We start from the raw sequence: 19,481 nt of genomic DNA, 5'->3' as shown, positions 1-19,481 counted from the left end.
TATACTCCTTATTGAACCCGATAAGATGCTTTTACCGCATCTGTAATATCCAGGCCTTTAATATTGCCACCATCATCAATAATAACTAAATCTAAATGCTGTTCCTGCGCAATAACTCCAACACGCATACGCACATCTTCCAATATCGCTTCATGAAGAGCACTCACTTCCGCTTCCTTATCAGACAGCTTCTTAGCCCAAGTATCATTCCAATCCTGTGCAACAGGTAAATTATTATTGGATATAATCGCTTGTGCCTGTCGTTGCATCATGTCGTCTCGCTTAGCGGCCAATTCCTGTTGTAACGACGCCGCATATTGATTGAGTTCTTCCTGCCCTTTCTTTTGTAATGGTGCAAGTTCCGCCTCAACCTTATTTTTAATAGCGTCCACATCTGAACTGGATGGTTGACGTTTGGCCAGTAACTCTTTTAAGCGTTCCTCTTTCTCAGCTTTTTCAGCCATCGCCTGTTGTCGCTGTGCATCATCGATATATACGCGATCATCATAAGCATACAAATCAAGCTGAAGATTAACGATTTCAAGGTCATATGCATTGGCACTCACCTTTAACTCCGATAAGTACTTCTGCGTCAATTCATTGCGTTTCGCATTCAGTTGCTGATTGAGTTCATTTTCTTTCGTTGCAATACGAGTCTGCAGTTCTACCGTAAAAGCATCAGACAAAGTTGAATCTAAGGCTAACGATTTCAATTGTTCCTCTTGAGCATCCGACTTGGCATTTAAAGCCGTCTGCTCCAATTGATATTGTCGATTAAGCAAACCCAATTCTTGCTTGGCTTGCTTGTAATCTTCATAAGACGGATTGAATTCCAGCACATCATCCATGCGGACGACACCGATGGATATTCCATCGGAATTATGTTGCCGATTCGTCACAAAGCCGTAAAACCAAACCATAGCCCCCAGTGCAGCAACGAGAAATATGATTAACCCGATATATCGTTTATTCCCGTTCATTGTCGTTTCCCCTACATAGAACTACCGCTTATTTTTTTGCTTCTGAAGATAATTTCTTTAATACCTGGTCGGTAATATCTACACCGCCATATAATACACTGTCTTTAGTCATAACAACACTCAAGCCTTTAGCATCCCCTACAGCTTTTGCAGCCTCCATTGCTTTGTCTTGAACGGACTTCGCAATTTCCTGGTCTTTCTTTGCTAAATTTTCGCGCATTTCTTCTGCAATTTTTTGTTTTGACGCATCATCCGGTGCCGCATCAATTTTAGCTTGTGCATCTTTTTGTAATTGACTTTGATAGCTCATAAATTCCTGAGCTGCATTGACATAAATCGGATTATCCTGAGACATCATGCGAGACGTATCGATAACCCCTACTGTACTGGATCCGCCGTTACTTGTCGGCGACGCCATCTGCGTATATGCCAACGCACCGATACCTATAATAAAAATAGCAGCAATGACGATAGAAAATATTTTTACATTCGTCTTGTTGTTCATCATTCGCATCATAATGAAATGCCCTCATTTCTGTTAATTACCGCATCAAAGGATGCCATATAGAGATATTGGTGAAAGCCTCTTATAAAAGAGACTTTCACCATATACATTTTCAATATTAGAATTGTGTACCGAAGCTGAAATGGAATTTATTTTTATGCTTACCAACACCGTAGTCAAGTTTAACAGGACCGATAGGAGTTGTAATGCGAACACCGGCACCAACACCATAGTTAAAGTTCTTCTTACTGTTATACCAAGTAACATTAGGTGCATCCCATGCATCACCGATATCGGCGAACAATACGCCACTAACCTTTTTAACTATAGGGAATCGGAATTCCAATGTAGCATTGTACATTTTCTTACCGCGGAATTGATCATCTTCATAACCGCGCAAGGAATCGGCACCGCCCAAAGTAAACAATTGGCTATATGGTGCATCGCCCTGAATAAATCCGGCACGGGCACGGAATGCCAATACATTCTTAGCGCCTAATTTTTTGTACATACGAGTTTCAGCCGTGAATTTATAGAAATCAAAGTCACCGCCTAAACCATGGCCCGCCCATTGTGCAGTATAGGAGATACGACGACCGCGAGTCGGTTCATAAATATTATCACGGGAGTCATATACCTTTTGCCATGTAGCAGAGTTAATACGACCGAAGTTATTAGCCACATAGTTATCGGATGCAAAGTTATAATTGCCGTTATTCCAAGCCCCGTTAGGACCTGCACCGGCATCACGGTCATAGCGATAGCCGGAACTTTCATCGCTATCCCATTTGTAAGTATCCTTACGGGATTCTAATGTCAAGTAATCACGTGTATATTCGCCGGTCTGACGGCCGAAGGAAATATTGAAACCACGAGATTTCTTGTTGTATTCCGCTACTTCGTTACCATCTTCATTGTAGTCAGTATACTCATCTTCACGGTTGAAGAAGGAGAAGCCAAGGGATGTACCCTTGCTGTCAATCCAAGGTTTCAAGTAGGAAATCTGGTAGTTTTTATACTTCTTCTTACCGCCGATTTCCCAATGTACCTTGAACTTATCACCGGTACCACGGAAATTATCTTCACCGAACTCAACGATACCTACAAGGCCGTCAGATTTGGAATAGCCGGCCCCTAACGTAACCGTACCTGTTTTATGTTCCAGTACATCAATTTCGATGATAACATTATTAGGATCTTGTTCACCAGGCAACATGCGAACGTTTACATCATCGAAGAAACCCAAATTATATACGCGTTCTACGGAACGGCGCACAAGGAATTTATTGAACGGTTTACCCGTTTTTTGAACGAATTCACGTGTAATAACCTTATTACGAGTCTTCTTATTGCCGGCAGGAATAATGTCTTCAACCATGCCTTCCACGATATGAATATGCAATATGCCCTGGTCATCCACACGGATGCCGTCAACGTGAGCCAACATATAACCGTCACGAGCATAAGCAGCATTGATGCCTTGTACCTTCTGACCTACGTAGACGGAGTTGAGTACTTGGCCCGGTTGAATATCCATAAACTTCGTCAACACTTCAGACGAATAAACGGTATTACCTTCAAATACAACACCATTTGTAATCGGATTTACCGTTACGGCGTAGTCAACTTTAACGCCTTCCGGCACGGAAGTGAATATAGGATTTACTTCAGAAAAATAGCCTGTATTACCAAGATTTTGAACGTCCTTAAAAACGCCGTCAACAGATACAGCATCGCCCACTTTCTGACTTAGAATAGGCAATAATTGTGTTTGCTGCTCTGCTGTAACACCGGAAATAGATAAGCCCGTAATGGTTTTACCTACATAAGGATTCACGATTTCAGCATTAGCGGACGTCACATATTGAGCCTCTACAGTTGTAACAGCTTGAGTTTGACCGTTTTCAGCGGCTTTATCAAGATCAGTACCACCTGTAGTTTTCGATACCATTTTTACTTGTTTGTCATCTGTTTTCAAAACGGCATTATTAACAGTCACAGTCCCGTCAGAACCTTGTACTACAGTTCCGTCACTGGATACGGTAGTATCCCCACGAGCCGCTAAAATAGCCGCATCAGTTTCATCTTGAGTTGTTCCAGTCGCCGCACCAGAATTAAACACCGCCTGTGTAGTCGATGTATCCTCTGTTGTAGCCGCACTAGTTGTTGTAGTGCTATTCAAATCTGGAGTATAGCCAGCTTGTACCTCTGCAGCAAAAACACTGCCAGTTCCCACGACAGCAGTCAACACGGATGCTGCAAGCATACTTTTGTAGGCTTTTGGTTTTAACATAAATTCCTCCTAGAATTCATCCCTTATAAAGAAAATTAAATCTTTATTTAAAAGAGTATTAAATCTTTATTATTATAGCATATAATGCCAGGAATGAGTACTACTATAAACATATTTTATGAAATTAATATGACTACAATATGCATATCTATAGGGTTTGCACATTGTAGTCATACCTTGTTAAAAGCTTCTTGTCCAGCGTCCACCTATATAATTATTACCTTGTGATGTACGCCATCCGGTAAATTTGATATTCCGACGAACGGAATACTCTATACCATATTTATTTTGTTTATTATTGATCCCCTGCGAATAGGTCAACATAACCTTCGGTAATACGTACTTACCGATTTCAATATTATAATTACCCGCAGTCGCCTTATTCGTCGGCTCATCAGGATCAATGGAGCCCGTCGTAATATTAATCCGGTCTAGTCCAAATGTATTCTGCAATGCATCCTGTACATAACCGAACGCAAACATCTGCAATCCTGCTGTAGCAACCGCATTTACATCATCATTGGTAAGCGTACTGCTATTACTATCCGCACCACGACCAAATGTAAGCATCGAAATAATTTGTTTTTGTGATAATCCAGGGTTAGATGTTAGGGAAAGATCCATATGATCCACAGTTCCTTTCACCCCGAGCATAATATTATAGTTACTTACATTGGTTTCAGCTTCCAATTGTAGCATCGGTAAATAAGATCCGCCGACGAAATGTGCGTTACCTTTTGTAATATTAAAGGTATGGCTTAGATATTTAAATGTTCCCGACTTCACATCGAATTGACCGCTCGCCATCGGATTCAACAAAGAGCCTCCGAAGTGAACATCACCGGTTATAAACATATCATATAGAGTCCGGTCATAAAGCCGTACACCCTTACCGGCATGAACAGTAACATCTACGCCCAAATCATCAGTACTGCTGCTGGATTCAAAGGAGAGTGGAATTTTAAATTGAACCTTTTCCAAATCCAGGTGTCCCATCAAGGTAGGTAAACCGTCCTTATCCGCAATATATAATTCCCCGTTTAAAGGTCCTTTTACATATTCACTGCGCACATCGAGACCGTCCAATTGAACCGCCGCACGATAGTTTGTAAGGCTATGACCGTTCCAGTTCACCTTGGCCGCCAAACCGGCAGAGCCTTTCCCCATGGTGATTCGAGCTTGTAAATCGCCCTGTTGTCCGGAGAAAATTAAATCGCCATTGATATCTGTAATCTCGTTGTTGACTGCGGCCAACTTCATCGAACCGTTACGTACAGATACGGCGCCATATGCTTCCGGCTGATCTACGGTACCCGTAATATGTACGGTTCCCTTCAATGCGCCGGTGGCCTCTTTCACACTCTTTGTAACGAGAGGAATAACCGCCATATCGGCTTCATTAAAATCAATCGTCACATCCATAGCCTTTTTATCATCCGCCGCTAAATGACCGGATGTATAAAGGGCAGCCAACGGAATTTTTCCGTAAGCCGCAAGTTTATAACCGCCTTTAGTCCCCTGAATACGCTGAATCTGAATAACGCCATCCTGCATGGTGGCAAGAGCAAACCCCTGGTCAATCGCTATACCGTTGTACGAACCGTCTTCAATAGCAGCTGACAATTCCACCTTCGGATTTTTTGTTTCCCCTGTCATATTTAATACGCCCGTTACATTACCGGTCGCATTGATGTCCTTACCGATCAACGGCAAAAATGGTTTGATATCGACATTTTTTAAGGCAACCTGCATATTGGCGATTCCATCCAGATCCATAGTGCCGCCCATCGCAATGAGGCCATCATTAACAGGCAATTTAAGGGTCTTAACGTCAAACTTCCGATTTGCCAGACTCGCATCAATCGACGCATCACCTACGACGGTTTTATCAATACTTACATCGTCAATCGTACCTTGTACATGAACGCTAGGGTTATCATAAGTCCCCCCCAGTTCAACGGAACCATTAAGTCTTCCGTCAAGATGCTCATTTTTCTTATCCAACAATGTCAATAAATTATTAACACCGCCATTTTCTACATTCAATGCTCCGAACAAAGACTTAGTACCGTCAAGTCGCATGCCTCCGCTCGCTACATAACGACCGCCGGTATTCTCCGCAAAAGTAAAATTTTGCAAATTCACAACCGATTTGTCCGCATAAAGTTGACCGTGAATATCCGATAACGCCTCCCCATTAAGAACCAACGCATTCGACTCCACATAGGCATTGAGTTGAGGATTATCCATTGATCCACGAACAGTTCCGCGTCCGGATACGAGTCCTTGTATATCTATATCGCTATTGATGAGCAATCGGCCCATATCGATATTGTTACCTTCAAAGCTTATATCAATAGCATCCTTCGCTACAGTACCGCCACCGGTAATTATTGCACCATATCCTTCCACATCGAACCGATATAATCGCAAACTATCGTTCGCATAGCTATACTTAACAAAGGCATTTGTCACTAGCTTACCGTAAGCCGAACCGTCCCATAAATGCGCACGACCTTCAACAATAGGGTTCGCCATAGTGCCTGTAATATGATTATCAGACTCAAACCAGCCGGTTATCGGTAAATCCGTAAATGGACGAATTGCATTTTCAATGCGTACCGCCCTTGCAACAGCCGTGATATCAATGGCATCCGTATCAAGATGATATTGACCGGATACATCAAAACCTCCGTTTCCATCACCGATATGTCCATTTTTTAGAGTTAACACATGATTATTCAACTCCAAATCACTATGAATATCATTATATCGGGAACCTTTGTAATGGACTTCCTGTCCCCATATATTGCCTGTTACATGCGGGTTATTCAAATCGCCCTGCACATTAATCGACGTGGACAATGTACCGTCCACATCCGCTGCTCCGATTATCGAGCTCAAAGACGTCAACGGCAGAGCATTACCGGAAACAGTCGCCTGCACCTGACCGTTTTCTATATATCCGTAACCGCTCAGCGTACCGTCGCCCATCTTACCTACGGCGACAACATTAGTTTTATCACCCGTTTGAGACAAGTCCGCTTTCACAGAATCCAGTACGATACCGCGCATCGAAATCTGTTGACCTTCCACATGCCCCACAAGATCCGTTAACGCATTATTTTTACCGACTAGACGTATGTCCCCGTCAGCAGATCCCCCTATCGGATGATTCATATTTTGGGTAAAAGCATCCAGCGGTAATGCATGAGCCTTTATATCGGCGGTGAAGGAACCGTCATCAATCATATACTGCCCGTTAACCTTCGCACTACCTGTACCGGCGAACAACGTTATATCGGATACTTTAACACGACCATTGTCATATACGATATCACCTTGAGCACGATCCACATGATAATCGCCATACGATAAACCGCTGCTTGCCACCGTTGCGGATACATAAGGAGACACCGTCGTACCGCCGATATGGGCACGTCCGCCTACAGTTCCCGTAATACCGGAATCTGTAAGCGTAGCTACATCAACCTTATCAGCAACGACATTAAGATTTAAATATTCCTCATTATCCCCCAATGTAATAAGTCCGTTCACCTTGGCAACCTGATCATTAACACGCCAGGAGCTTTGAGCAATGACGATCTGATTATGGTTCAGCATAATACGACCGTTACCATCGGTAATGGTGTATATCGTATTTCCTCGTTTATAAGTCCCTTCCAGCCCCTTGAATTTCACATTGCCGGACATAATATATTTGCCGTCTTCACATTTCACATTTACATGTAAATCCTGTAGCGTACCTTTTTTAACGGATATATCATTTCCTAAAGGAACAAAATTCATGAGTCCCGACACATCAACGGAATCCGATTGTGCATAAAACTCAAAATTGGTGAAATCATTCATATCGACAGATCCGTTAATCTGAACGGCCGATCCGTCAAGACTCCCTGTGAAAGCCCCTTTGGACAGTGAATTTGTATCGAGTGCTACAGATCCGTTCAAGTTATTTACAACATGCCTGGTACCATCTTGCATACGCAAAGCAACTGTACCCTCATCCACATTGATATCCCCTTCAAACGATTTTTGCTCATTAGGATCTGAAGGTTTAATAAGCTTCGTTACACTCCAGGACCCGTCTGCCAATTGCCAAATGTGTAAATCAGGCCGTTCAACAGAGACCGATGAAATGGCATCTGCCCCCGATCTGTTTCCACTGATGAGACCCGGTAGAGACGATAGCTTTACACCCACCGCTATTTCAGGTGCGGTTCCTACGAGATGCCCCTCTGTATCACGAATCACCACATCTGTAAGAATTATATCGCCATTCCAATTAATACGGAGAGAATCATAATCAACAGATCCATTGATGGCTGTATTCACTTGTTCCTTAACCATCGGCGCCACATAGGTTTGAGCGATAGGATTAATGCTGGACCCTATACCGCATGATAATCCAAGAATAGCCGCCCCTATAAGGCAACATTTTTTTCGCGTCATGATGCTGCTCCCACATCGATTATGAATAAACTGTAAATATATACTATATCTTACCATAATCATAGCAATAACTACAGATTTTTAAAATAAATTTTATAAAACTAATGAACTTTTTTTCTGCCGCTCAAAAAGCGTATCCGGAAATGTTAAAAATATGTTTCAACAATTAATACGCATAAAAAAAGGCGACGCCAGTCGCCTTTTTTGATTAAGATTATGTTCTGTAATTATTGATTACCGCTTAACTGCGCCAATTGTTCAACAGCACCACTACCGGCAATAACATCCGCACCTTGACCGACAGGCGTATCCAAAGGCACCCCGGTAAGATGTTCTAATGCAGCAATACTTACATTGTAGTTATACAATGCTTGTACATAGTTATTGCGGGCCTCAGTCAATTTAGTTTCCGCATCCAATACATCAAGGTTTGTACCCACACCTGCACTGTAACGCAATCTAGCGATACGGAAGTTTTCTGTACCTTGTGCCACCGCAGTTTGCGTACTTTGAATTGTTTGCTCTGCGGAGCGTAAATTCAAGTATGCCTCTTGTACTGCTAGGAGAACCGAGTCAACTGCGGCCAAATTAGCCTCTTTAGCTTGTTCTAACTGAGATTTAGCCTTATTTACGCTGTTCTGCGTAACACCGCCATCCCAGATATTCCATGATGCCTTAGCCCCAACAGTCCAGGATTTATTGCTCGTACCGAAGTAACCGTCCGTATCACCATATCCACGACCTGCACTCACAGAAACGGTAGGCATATACCCGGCCTTTGCCGCCCGAACCGATTCTTCCGCAGATTTTACATCCAATGCGGACTTAACAAGTGAGGAACGATGTAGCATAGCATATGCTTTTGCCTGCTCTAATGTGACATTGTACGGTTTATATTGTAAATCGTGCTCCGCCGTATCAATATGTGTCTGTACCGGATATCCGATGACATTGTTGAGTTGTGCTTCGGACAAGTTGGCTTTGTTCTGTGCTTTCACAAGACTGGTTTGAGAATCAGCCAGATTTGTATTGGCAGCTAATACGTCGGAGCTTGCTACTATGCCTACTTTATATTGTGCCTGTACATTATCAACATGACCTTGATAATCCTTTACGGATTGTTGAGCTACATCTACCAAATTACGATTCATAATCAATGTATAGTATCCACTGATGGCATCGTATTTTGCCTGTTGTAATGCTTCTTCGTAGCTTGCGCCGGATCCTTCGCGGGCATAACGGGCGGAGTCAATGTTCGCATCAAGTTCGGGGCTGAATACAGGTGCAGAAATGGAGAAGTTATGATTGCCGGTCTTACTGCTGCCTGCATCACCACCGGCCTTCTGTGCACTCCAGCCATAAGAAACCGTAGGATTTTTACCTGCCGCTACCTGGCTGACATTGGATTTAGCCGCCTTATAACCCCACATGGACTGTTTAGCCGTACGGTTATTAGCCAATGCTAAATCAACAGTGCGCGCTTCATTTAGAGCCAATGAATTTTCAAAGGTCTTACTGTCTTGAGCCGACTTCTGAGCCAATTGTTGTTGTGTCAATTGGATTGCTTCTTTTTGATATTTACTCAATTGGTCGCCGTTATTTACAGATGTTGTAACCACATCAGCAGCAAATGCTCCTGTTGTAACCAAAGAAAGTAATACGGCTAAGGAAAGAGCCTTATTATTCATAATATGTACCTCCAATGTATTAGCTAGAATACTTGTTTAATACCGAAATAGGTACCCCCGTTCGTAGAGCCGAACGGTCGGGTCATTTGAATGACACCGTATGTATCTTTATGTAAACGTATATCACTACGAATACGGTATTTTCGATGATTTAAATCATACATGGCTGCGGACAAGGATACCGGACCGCGCAAATTATAATCTACACCGAGTCCGAGTTCACTTTCAAAAATACCACCTCGTACCAACCATTTAGAATTGATGAATTTACCTGCATTCAGATCGAATTTCGTGCCGTCTCCGATATTGGATAGTCCAAACTCGGCCATGCCTTTATCATTGAAAGCGCGAATTCGACCGTTGATGCGGAATTCATTGTCATTTGTATTATATAACGCATCTATGGATGGCTCAATCTTAGTGGAATGTTTTTTTTCAACCTCAACACCTTCCGTGTCATTAACGGATGCTTCAGATTGATATGGCTTTCCGCCCATCAATTTATTGACACGAGCCGAAATCTGAGCCGTATTATGCAATGTTTCCCGAATATTCTCTTGCGCCTTCGGGTCCGTCACGGTGGATTCCATGGAACGAGCCATATGATCCACACGTTCTGTAGTCTGTTTTAAATTCGTCAAAATAGCACGCATATCATTACCTGCATTGCCATCCGAATTAAACTGCTGCGCCGCTGCATTAAGCTGAGCCGTAGCATCCGCCATATTCTGCGTGATAGCTACTGCATTATCCGCCATAACCGCTGTCGACTGCAAAGAATGTTTTAATGCACCTTGCGTCGCCGGGTCGCCGATAATATTGTTGATAGACTGCAACATCTTTTCTGTACCGTCCATCAATTTCTGAGCACTTCGCATAGCCTTATCTACAGCATCGCTACCTTCCCCGCGAACGGTATCGCCATTTTGTAAATACACCTTGGATGTGCCCGGAGAAATCTGAATATATTTATCCCCCAGGAAGCCATCCGCCCCCAAGCTGAAGGTTGAATCACTCGGAATCTGTGTGGATTCATCAATTTTCATTTTTACCACGACACCGCGCGGTGTAATTTCAATATCTGAAACGGTACCGATGGTAACGCCCGAATATTTAACCTGATTACCGTTTTTTAAACCGTTAACCTGCTCAAAATCACCGGTAATGGTCATCTGCGGCTTCGCCCATATATCGATACGCCCCACAAAAAGGATTCCTGCAATAAATAATGCAATCCCTATGATTGTGAAAGCCCCAACTTTCGCCTCCGTCGTCCACTTCATTATCAATCTCCCATCGCAGACACATGAATCGGTTCTGCTTCGCCATGAATAAACTGTTGTACTTTTTGATTTGAAGAATTCTTAAAGTCTATTGTATCAGAAATCTCCACAAATTTCCCCTTATCCAATAGTGCTATGCGATTAGCCACATAGAAAGCCGCATTCATATCATGCGTCACCACTACCGAAGTACACCCCAATCGTTCCTGCATCCCTTTAATTAACATACTGATTGTCCCTGATGTAATGGGATCCAACCCTGATGACGGTTCATCATAGAGAATCAATTTCGGATCCAAGGCGATAGCGCGAGCCAGGCTGACCCGTTTTTTCATACCGCCGGACAATTCATTCGGCATATACTTTTCATACCCCTTTAAGCCTACCCAGTCAAGACGTTCCGACACTATCCGCCGTATATCTTCCTCCGGTAAATGCGTATGCTGCCGCAGTCCGAACGCTACATTCTCACCAACCGACATAGAGTCGAAAAGTGCGGAATATTGAAATACCATGCCCATCTTTCTGCGTACCGTATTAAATTCTTCTTCGGATAACGTTGTAATATCCGTGCCGTCTACAATAATTTGACCCGATGTAGGTTTCTGTAGGCCAATCAGGAGTCTCAGCAGCGTACTTTTACCACTGCCGCTGCCACCTAGAATGACCAATGTTTCCCCATCTAAGATAGTCAAATTTATGGAATCCAAAATCACCCGTGTATCATAGGCGACTACAACATTACGTAATTCAATCATATAAGCCTCTATCGCCTCGACTAGTATAACAAGGTGGATAAAAAGTAATTCAACACAAAGATTAAAATGATACTGGTCACTACCGAACTGGTCGTAGAAAAACCTACCGCTTCGGCACCCATTTTCGTCTCCATCCCCTTATATGCGCCCACCAAAGCGATAACGGCGCCAAACACACTGGATTTTATCAGCCCCAATGTAAAGTCGGAAATAGTTGAAAACATCTGGATTGAATCCATGTAAGTTGCCGGAGCCAAACCTTTGATAACGGTAGCCACAAAATAACCTCCGGCAATGCCGATAACGATACCGTAAAAAGCCAGAATAGGTACCATAATCATACAAGCCACGACACGAGGCACCACTAAGTATCCGATAGGATCAACGGCCATTACGCGCAGCGCATCGATTTGCTCGGTGACCTTCATCGTACCGATTTCAGCCGTTATAGCGGCCCCAACACGACCGGCCAACACGACACCGACAAGGATAGGTCCTAATTCACGGCCCATAGCTACGGCCATGAGCCCCCCTACAGTACCTTGAGCACCGTATTTAACCAGGACATCTGTAATCTGCAACGTCATAACGGCACCTGCAAATAGCAGTGTGAGGCTGATGATGGGCAGCGAATCAACACCCAAATGGGACATCTGTTGGAATACATGCCATAGGTTAAGCATTTTCAATTGTTTAATAGTCTGCCATACCAAAAGTGTGGCACTGCCCATTTGAGACAGTCGATCCATAACGGACCGACCGATTGCTTCAAGCCAGGTCAAACCGATTCAGCCCCTTTCCCTGTATCACGGTTTTTATTCAGCCGGATTTGTTGTTGTTTCATGTTCCTGTTGAGCATCGCCACTACTGTCAGATTTATCCTCTTTCTGGGTATCCGGTTTTGCATCTTTTTTAGTATCGGGTTTTACATCCTCTTTACCATTGGATTTTGCATCTTTCTTCGCATTTTTGCCTTTTTTAGATGCATCCTCAAGGTCCAGCTTATGTTCCATCTTAATCTGTGCTTTTACCTCTTTTGCACGTTTTGCCAAAGCTTTATCCCGATCGGCCGGTTTCATGACCTGGATGGTGAACTGGCCGTCACCTTCTACGATATAGTCCGTATCGACAGCCGTTTTTTCTATCTTCTTATCATCATCCTTGCCATCGCCGATATCTTCTTTTGATTTCTTTTTCTTCACATCACCCGGCATAGGATTGGTTTCAACATCTTTAAGCTTCGCCTTCTTGACGGATTTAGTGCCCTCTTCATTAACAAGGCTTATACCGTCTTCCAGGAATTCCACAACAATTTGATTGTTTGTATCCGTCTTTTGCAATTCATCAAAGAGATCATTGAAATCTTTGTAAACTTTCAAACGACGTAAAATTTCATCCGTTAAATTATATTTCTGTTTTTCCAAAACATATGGCAATGGAATTTCACCGCCGCCGCGAACTTCAAGCGTATATTTACCTATCGCTTGATCTTCAGGAACTTTAAAGAAAATTTCCTTTACGACCTTTTCTCCGCGGAACGGTTCCAATGTTACATCTACCACAATGGTATCACCAGGGGACACGATTGTGGAGGACGCGGATGCATCAACAAGTTTTGCCGTTTTCTTATCTTGCGTTACCTCTGTCTCTACAGAAATATCCGTAATTTCATAGTTGATAAAACGGTTATTCATAAGTACGTCAATAACATTATAAAATTCATCAACCGTCTTCTCACTGATGGATTCGGAACTATAGAACATATTCGTTCGTGTAAACGGCTTATGTTCCTTTCCCTTCGGGGTAATCGTATAGGTAATTTTCGCAGTACCCGAACCGCTACGATCCACTGTTTTATTCAACATATTATATAAGGATGTAGCCGCTAAGGTCGGCGTCATATCCCTATCTTCGATAACCTTAACGGAGCTCGTCTTATCACGGCCCATATCGGTATCTTTCAGATGGAATCGCATCGGAATACCATGTGCAATCACACCGGATACGCCGGCAATACCGGCCCCCCGATCCTCTGTAACAGATCCGACTTCACGTCCCATGGATCCCAATTTGAAAGCGGAATCATAACTTTTTACAACCGTAAAGATGCTGGCATTATGCATGAAGTAGTTCGATGAGCCGTGTTTCAAGAACGGATGTCCGAAAGCGACAACCTTTTCGCCATCTACATACGTTACGGTTCCGATAGCACCGAGTTTAAGATCTCCGTCAACAAGTAACGCCGCTACAGAGCCGCCTGCTTCCAAAGGTTTTTCTATATCATCACCGCTAGCGCTGGCCGTATCATAGGTTTCATACTTATATTGAGGCAACTTGGATTTGAAATAGTTCATGGATGCCGCATCAAAACCATACGCCATTAACGGTGTGCCTAAAGGAATCAGCTGCTTATCATCCCATGTATTAGACAGATTTTTCTCATACGGGATATTCCAAAGTTTCACCATATCCTCGATTGGCGTAATCATGCCAACCGTACCGTCCGCAAAGCCCCAACCGTATGCAACGGCGCCGACGAGTTTCCCGTTTATATACACGGGACTACCGCTCATACCATGAGCAATACCGCCCGTCTGTTCCATGACAGGCCCCGAGAATTTTGCCAGAATAAGATGTCCTGAAGGCCCCTTATCCTTCATAACACCAAGCACCTTTACATCAAAGGTCGAAATAGTATCCCCTACAATTACAGTTTTTGCAATTCCTTCCATTCCCGTCTCTACATCATTGACAGGCATAAAATCGACAGCCTGCGCTACGCTAAGAGAGGTACAGAAGAAAAGCGCCAGTATCGCTTTTCTATACCGACGCCAAGAATGAGAAAACGTCATTCCTTTCTCTCCTTTATTTACTTTCTACAGTGACAACGATTTGATCACGAGAAACGTCTGAACCCACTGTAACATTAACCGCCGATACAGTACCATTTACAGTAGATTTAGCAGCCGCCATAGGTCCTGCTAAGGTTTCTACGGTTACCAAGGTTTGCCCTTCAGTTACAGGGGAACCAACGGAAACAACAGAAGCCACCTTACCTGTTAATACACTTTGGTATGATACAGGGGCCGCCATTACAGATGTAACACCTAATACACCTAGCGCTGCTAAGGCTAATGTGACTCTTTTCATAACGATCCCTCCTTTTACAAAATTAGTTATGTACGTATAGTATACTAAATTATAACGTTTTTTTCAAACAAAATTGTATGCAATATATCATTTAATAATAATTATATCTTCGTATGTCGAAGGTGCGGATGATGCCTTGTGTACATAGGCGTCATTCACGAGAACATCTACGCTACCCTGGTTTGATAATTCAAAACCATCTGTGGCCCCCATCTTTGAAAGCAACGCCGCCCCCTCTTTTTCAGTGACCCCGACGGAATTAATTCCCACCTTATCTACAGTCAGCACGACCAAATCATGATCTTTTGTGGTGCCTATAAAGCTGCGCGCTTCATTATTTGACGTATCAGCACCTACATAACGGCCATTTTTCATTACCAGTGTACCGCCCTGAACGGCAGCACCGCCTGCGGTACTGACCTGCGCTAAATCCTGTCGATTTTGAATTGTAACAGGTGTTCCTACCTTTAACTTGCGCAAGGCGTTTCGAGACTCGCCATGCCCCGATAATACATATTGATTTGCACCGATTGGAGAATTTCCCTTTCGATGACTCACAACCTTCCCGTTCGCCACGGTCACCTCATAACCAAAATCATTGGTCTTTGTGGAGTTGCCATACGACGGGGTATATAATGTCAACGCATTTTCCTTACGAGGCGTATTTACAGATGTAATTGTAAAACTTTGTTTTCCCGCTTTCGCCTGTAAAGAAGGTCGTTTTTCCTCTATAAAATAACCTCGGTTAGGGGTATACCGCAAAGTTCCGCGATTGCCTATCCGTTCCAGATCAACGGCACCATTAGAAGCAACGGTATAAGGTTGTTCAAAACTACGCCCCTTGACTTTTGCGCCGATAGCCGCCGTATGTTTCTGCTGTATGCCGGAAAGTGCTTTCCCTTCAGGTACATGAGACGCCACCATCGGCGATGTATTATCGACGGCCAACGCAAAGGCCTGAATTTTTCCTTCGCCTACAGTATTGCTGATTTTACTGTACTTAATGGATTTATTAATATCCTTTGTGGTCTGTTGTGAATAATTCGAGAACAAATCGACTATAATACGCGTCGGATTCTTCAATGTAAAAGCATGGTGTTGTACATCTCGGTTCGCAGTCAGTGTTACCTGTAAAGAACCGTTTACATTTTGTAAGCCCACGCCTTTAAGCACACCGGTTTTACTGGAGTTTTGCGTCACCGGAGCGGTCAAACCGTTCTTCGTACCACCTAAATTCAACGTAAGAGACCGATCTGCTTCATTATAAGAACTCGTCCAAGAAACAGGCATTTCCGACAAATCAAACACGACCCGACTTGTGCCGTCATGATTAGATACGCGTAGTGCCGTAAGGTTTCCCGCCTCAGCCGATGGAGCCAGTAATCCCATAGCCCCAAGCAACGCTGCGGTTAGATAGATATATCGTTTCATATATGTCCTCAATAAGACAATGTATAAGACTTGCCTTTATATAAATTTTGTACAATATACTTTTACTATAGTATACATGATATATTTCAAAAATACAAAAACGAAGTTATATACTTCTTGGATATGTCAACATGACTAGCGACAGAAGAATAACTTCGTTTGTATCTTACTTTATATTCATGAAATATAGATGTATATTATTGTAATTCATCCAATGTATCTCGCAGTTGCGACATTTCATCAAGGGCCTTGGCAACCCCCTTGATGACCGCATAGCGAGGTGATTCCACAAGATAAGATGCAACACCTATAGAGCGCGTGATGACCCTGTCAAGACCGTCAACGAGGGCTCCGCCACCGGTCAAGATAATTCCATGATCAGTAATTGCCGCTACCAACTCAGGCGGTGTCTTTTCAAGAATACCTTTAATAGCCTCCAGAATATTCATCACCTGCGCCTCTAAAGCCCGTTGAATTTCCAAAGAATTAACGGAAACCATCTTAGGCAGGCCCGATCCGGAATCACGGCCGCGCACTTCAATAACGCGCTCTCTGGCACGACGATCGACGGTGCCGACAGCAACCTTTATCTCTTCCGCCGTCAATTGACCGATAATAAGACGTTTTTTACGCCGTATATAACGAATGATAGAATCATTAAACGAATCTCCGCCGATACGTAAGGACTCGCTGACAACGACACCGGTATCGCATAATACGGCAATATCCGTAGTACCGCCGCCCACATCTACCACCATGGCCCCCACCTGCTGCGCATCGTTGAGGCCCGTTCCCATAGCAGCTGCAAGCGGTTCTTCGATAAGAACCGTCTTCTTTGCCCCCGTCCGTAAAAGCGCTTCCAGGATCGCCCGCTTTTCAACAGGTGTAATCCCTGACGGCACACAGACGATGATGCGCGTTTTCATGAGACGCGAAGCAGGTACGACGGAACGAATAAAATACTTCAGCATAAATTCCGTCATATCGTAATCCGCAATGACACCTGCTTTCACGGGGCGAATGACGGAAATCCCCTTTGGCGTACGGCCTACCATGGTACGTGCCGTTTCTCCCAAGGCGAGAATATCCCCGGTCTTGTCATCTCGTGCAATATAAGCCGGCTCATCCAAGACAAGGCCTTTCCCCTTCGCATAGATCAGGATATTGGCCGTACCCAGATCGATGCCTAAATCAAACGTCAGAGACCGGTTCAATCGACTCATCCAGTCCCCGACCTGTTCCGGTCTGACCAATCGCTTCAAGGTCATGGCAGGTGTTGTCTTGGCAATCGCTACAGCCTCACGATTACGGCGTTCAGCACGGCGTAATTGCGTAACCTTTACCATGGCATCTCGCATATTCGAGGTCAAATGATTCGCCTGTTTCGTTACCCCTTTTGAAAGCTTCGCGGACTTTCGCTTTGTCTTGCGTAACGGCTTACGGCCCGCATCGCTCTTCGTATTCGCCGCCCTGGCCGCACCTAAATTCTGCTGTTCGTTATATAAAGCCGGCCCTTTAGAGCGCCGGCTTCGTTTCTTTGTATTCTGTTTTGGCCCTTTATTCTTATTCGTCAACCCGAACAATATCGGCACCTAACCTTTTCAACTTACCCACAAAATCATCATAGCCTCGATCGATGTGATGAAGGCGCCCGATTTCCGTCGTTCCTTCGGCCGTCAATGCGGCGCATACAAGGGCAGCCCCCGCACGCAAGTCCGTTGCATTCACGACAGCGCCATGTAAACGCGGCATACCTTCTACGATAGCCTGCCGGTTATCGATATCGATATGAGCCCCCATCTTGCGAAGTTCGGCAACATGCATGAAGCGATTTTCAAATACCGTTTCCGTAACGGTGCTCGATCCTTCTGCAATCGTTGTTAAAGCCATAAACTGAGCCTGCATATCTGTCGGAAATCCCGGATACGGCAATGTTTTAATATCTACCGCTTTAATATCTTTACCGGTACTGATGACACGGATACCGTCAATATCTTCCTCTACGGTAACGCCGGCCTCTTTCAGTTTAGCCACCACCGGTTTTAAATGTTCCGGCAATGCATTTTCTACAAATACATCCCCGCCGGCCATAGCCGCCGCAATCAAGTATGTTCCCGCTTCAATGCGATCAGGAATGACTGTATGTGTAGCACCGTGCAACTTAGGTACCCCTTCGATACGAATCACATTGGTGCCGGCACCGCGGATATTAGCGCCCATTGCATTTAAGAATGTCGCCAAATCAACAATTTCGGGCTCCTCGGCAGCATTTTCAATAACGGTCTTTCCCTGCGCCATAGAGGCAGCCATGATGACATTTTCCGTAGCACCTACGCTTGGAAAATCCAGGTAAATCTGAGTCCCCTTCAAGCCTTCCGGTGCATATGCATGTACATACTCTTCGGTAATATCGATTTTTGCACCGAGAGCCTCAAAGGCTTTTAAATGAAGATCGATAGGCCGTGCTCCGATAGCGCAGCCGCCGGGCATAGAAATTTTAGCTTCCCCCTTCCGGGCCAACAAAGGTCCCATCACGAGGAAGGATGCGCGCATCTTGCGAACTAATTCGTACGGTGCTTCGGTTGCAGTGAGTGTAGAAGCGTCAAAGATGATTTCATTATCTTCTTTATTTCTGGTAATCTTAACCCCTAAAGACTCGATAACTTGGCATATAGTTCCAACATCCTCCAAGTTTGGAATTTCAAGTAATTTACTAGGTGTAGACGCTAGTAATGTACCGGCAATAATAGGTAATACCGCATTTTTTGCACTACTGACACGTACACGGCCTTCCAATCGATTGCCACCTTGAATAATTAGCTTTTCCAACAGAATTCCTCCTACACTTTATATCAATAATCTCGCATCACCTACAAGATTTTGTATTTATAACGTCACATACTAAATGTTATTATACTAA

The 19,481-nt window shown here is 43.9% G+C and carries 13 protein-coding genes; all 13 read right to left on the bottom strand.

From position 1 onward, the window contains the following. Positions 1 to 8: 8 nt before the first annotated feature. On the bottom strand, positions 9 to 980 hold the full coding sequence (locus VEHSUH05_RS05365; protein WP_054674701.1) for a hypothetical protein: 972 nt from the start codon (positions 978 to 980) through the stop codon (positions 9 to 11). Between the two features lie 28 nt (positions 981 to 1,008). After that, positions 1,009 to 1,497, bottom strand: a complete 489-nt coding sequence (locus VEHSUH05_RS05360) for an OmpH/Skp family outer membrane protein (RefSeq protein ID WP_038117036.1) — start codon at positions 1,495 to 1,497, stop codon at positions 1,009 to 1,011. Positions 1,498 to 1,603: 106 nt separating this feature from the next. Then, positions 1,604 to 3,778 (bottom strand): BamA/TamA family outer membrane protein, encoded by a 2,175-nt coding sequence (locus tag VEHSUH05_RS05355; RefSeq protein ID WP_038117038.1) that lies wholly within the window; start codon positions 3,776 to 3,778, stop codon positions 1,604 to 1,606. 180 nt (positions 3,779 to 3,958) lie between these two features. After that, positions 3,959 to 8,251, bottom strand: a complete 4,293-nt coding sequence (locus VEHSUH05_RS05350; RefSeq protein WP_105090964.1) for a translocation/assembly module TamB domain-containing protein — start codon at positions 8,249 to 8,251, stop codon at positions 3,959 to 3,961. A gap of 227 nt (positions 8,252 to 8,478) precedes the next feature. Further along, on the bottom strand, positions 8,479 to 9,939 hold the full coding sequence (locus VEHSUH05_RS05345) for a TolC family protein (protein WP_038117042.1): 1,461 nt from the start codon (positions 9,937 to 9,939) through the stop codon (positions 8,479 to 8,481). A gap of 23 nt (positions 9,940 to 9,962) precedes the next feature. Further along, on the bottom strand, positions 9,963 to 11,222 hold the full coding sequence (locus VEHSUH05_RS05340) for an MlaD family protein (protein ID WP_105090963.1): 1,260 nt from the start codon (positions 11,220 to 11,222) through the stop codon (positions 9,963 to 9,965). A 2-nt stretch (positions 11,223 to 11,224) separates the two neighbouring features. After that, positions 11,225 to 11,980, bottom strand: coding sequence for an ABC transporter ATP-binding protein (locus tag VEHSUH05_RS05335; protein ID WP_105090962.1), 756 nt, complete (start codon positions 11,978 to 11,980; stop codon positions 11,225 to 11,227). Positions 11,981 to 12,000: 20 nt separating this feature from the next. Beyond that, complete coding sequence (locus VEHSUH05_RS05330; protein WP_038117047.1) at positions 12,001 to 12,762, bottom strand: MlaE family ABC transporter permease; 762 nt, start codon at positions 12,760 to 12,762, stop codon at positions 12,001 to 12,003. Positions 12,763 to 12,795: 33 nt separating this feature from the next. Beyond that, complete coding sequence (locus VEHSUH05_RS05325; protein WP_105090961.1) at positions 12,796 to 14,832, bottom strand: SpoIVB peptidase S55 domain-containing protein; 2,037 nt, start codon at positions 14,830 to 14,832, stop codon at positions 12,796 to 12,798. A 13-nt stretch (positions 14,833 to 14,845) separates the two neighbouring features. After that, the gene (locus VEHSUH05_RS05320) at positions 14,846 to 15,130 is read right to left on the bottom strand and encodes a biotin/lipoyl-containing protein (RefSeq protein WP_038117052.1); all 285 of its coding nucleotides are present in this window, start codon (positions 15,128 to 15,130) and stop codon (positions 14,846 to 14,848) included. A gap of 87 nt (positions 15,131 to 15,217) precedes the next feature. Then, positions 15,218 to 16,561, bottom strand: coding sequence for a phosphodiester glycosidase family protein (locus VEHSUH05_RS05315; RefSeq protein ID WP_105090960.1), 1,344 nt, complete (start codon positions 16,559 to 16,561; stop codon positions 15,218 to 15,220). A gap of 197 nt (positions 16,562 to 16,758) precedes the next feature. Next, complete coding sequence (mreB, locus tag VEHSUH05_RS05310) at positions 16,759 to 18,144, bottom strand: rod shape-determining protein (RefSeq protein WP_038117145.1); 1,386 nt, start codon at positions 18,142 to 18,144, stop codon at positions 16,759 to 16,761. Further along, positions 18,125 to 19,390, bottom strand: coding sequence for a UDP-N-acetylglucosamine 1-carboxyvinyltransferase (gene murA / locus VEHSUH05_RS05305; protein WP_105090959.1), 1,266 nt, complete (start codon positions 19,388 to 19,390; stop codon positions 18,125 to 18,127). The genes mreB and murA overlap by 20 nt, the downstream gene beginning before the upstream one ends. Positions 19,391 to 19,481 lie beyond the last annotated feature (91 nt).

This window comes from Veillonella denticariosi JCM 15641 (assembly GCF_002959855.1).
GTDB lineage: Bacteria > Bacillota > Negativicutes > Veillonellales > Veillonellaceae > Veillonella > Veillonella denticariosi.
The sequence above is the reverse complement of the archived record's forward strand: the minus strand, read 5'-3'. Positions and strand labels throughout refer to the sequence as shown.

Excerpts from the sequence above, each read along its gene's own strand:
- VEHSUH05_RS05320 (WP_038117052.1), bottom strand. The coding sequence starts at position 15,130 with ATGAAAAGAGTCACATTAGCCTTAGCAGCGCTAGGTGTATTAGGTGTT.
- VEHSUH05_RS05340 (WP_105090963.1), bottom strand. The coding sequence starts at position 11,222 with ATGAAGTGGACGACGGAGGCGAAAGTTGGGGCTTTCACAATCATAGGG.
- VEHSUH05_RS05315 (WP_105090960.1), bottom strand. The coding sequence starts at position 16,561 with ATGAAACGATATATCTATCTAACCGCAGCGTTGCTTGGGGCTATGGGA.
- VEHSUH05_RS05350 (WP_105090964.1), bottom strand. The coding sequence starts at position 8,251 with ATGACGCGAAAAAAATGTTGCCTTATAGGGGCGGCTATTCTTGGATTA.
- VEHSUH05_RS05345 (WP_038117042.1), bottom strand. The coding sequence starts at position 9,939 with ATGAATAATAAGGCTCTTTCCTTAGCCGTATTACTTTCTTTGGTTACA.
- VEHSUH05_RS05335 (WP_105090962.1), bottom strand. The coding sequence starts at position 11,980 with ATGATTGAATTACGTAATGTTGTAGTCGCCTATGATACACGGGTGATT.
- VEHSUH05_RS05365 (WP_054674701.1), bottom strand. The coding sequence starts at position 980 with ATGAACGGGAATAAACGATATATCGGGTTAATCATATTTCTCGTTGCT.
- VEHSUH05_RS05325 (WP_105090961.1), bottom strand. The coding sequence starts at position 14,832 with ATGACGTTTTCTCATTCTTGGCGTCGGTATAGAAAAGCGATACTGGCG.
- VEHSUH05_RS05355 (WP_038117038.1), bottom strand. The coding sequence starts at position 3,778 with ATGTTAAAACCAAAAGCCTACAAAAGTATGCTTGCAGCATCCGTGTTG.
- VEHSUH05_RS05360 (WP_038117036.1), bottom strand. The coding sequence starts at position 1,497 with ATGATGCGAATGATGAACAACAAGACGAATGTAAAAATATTTTCTATC.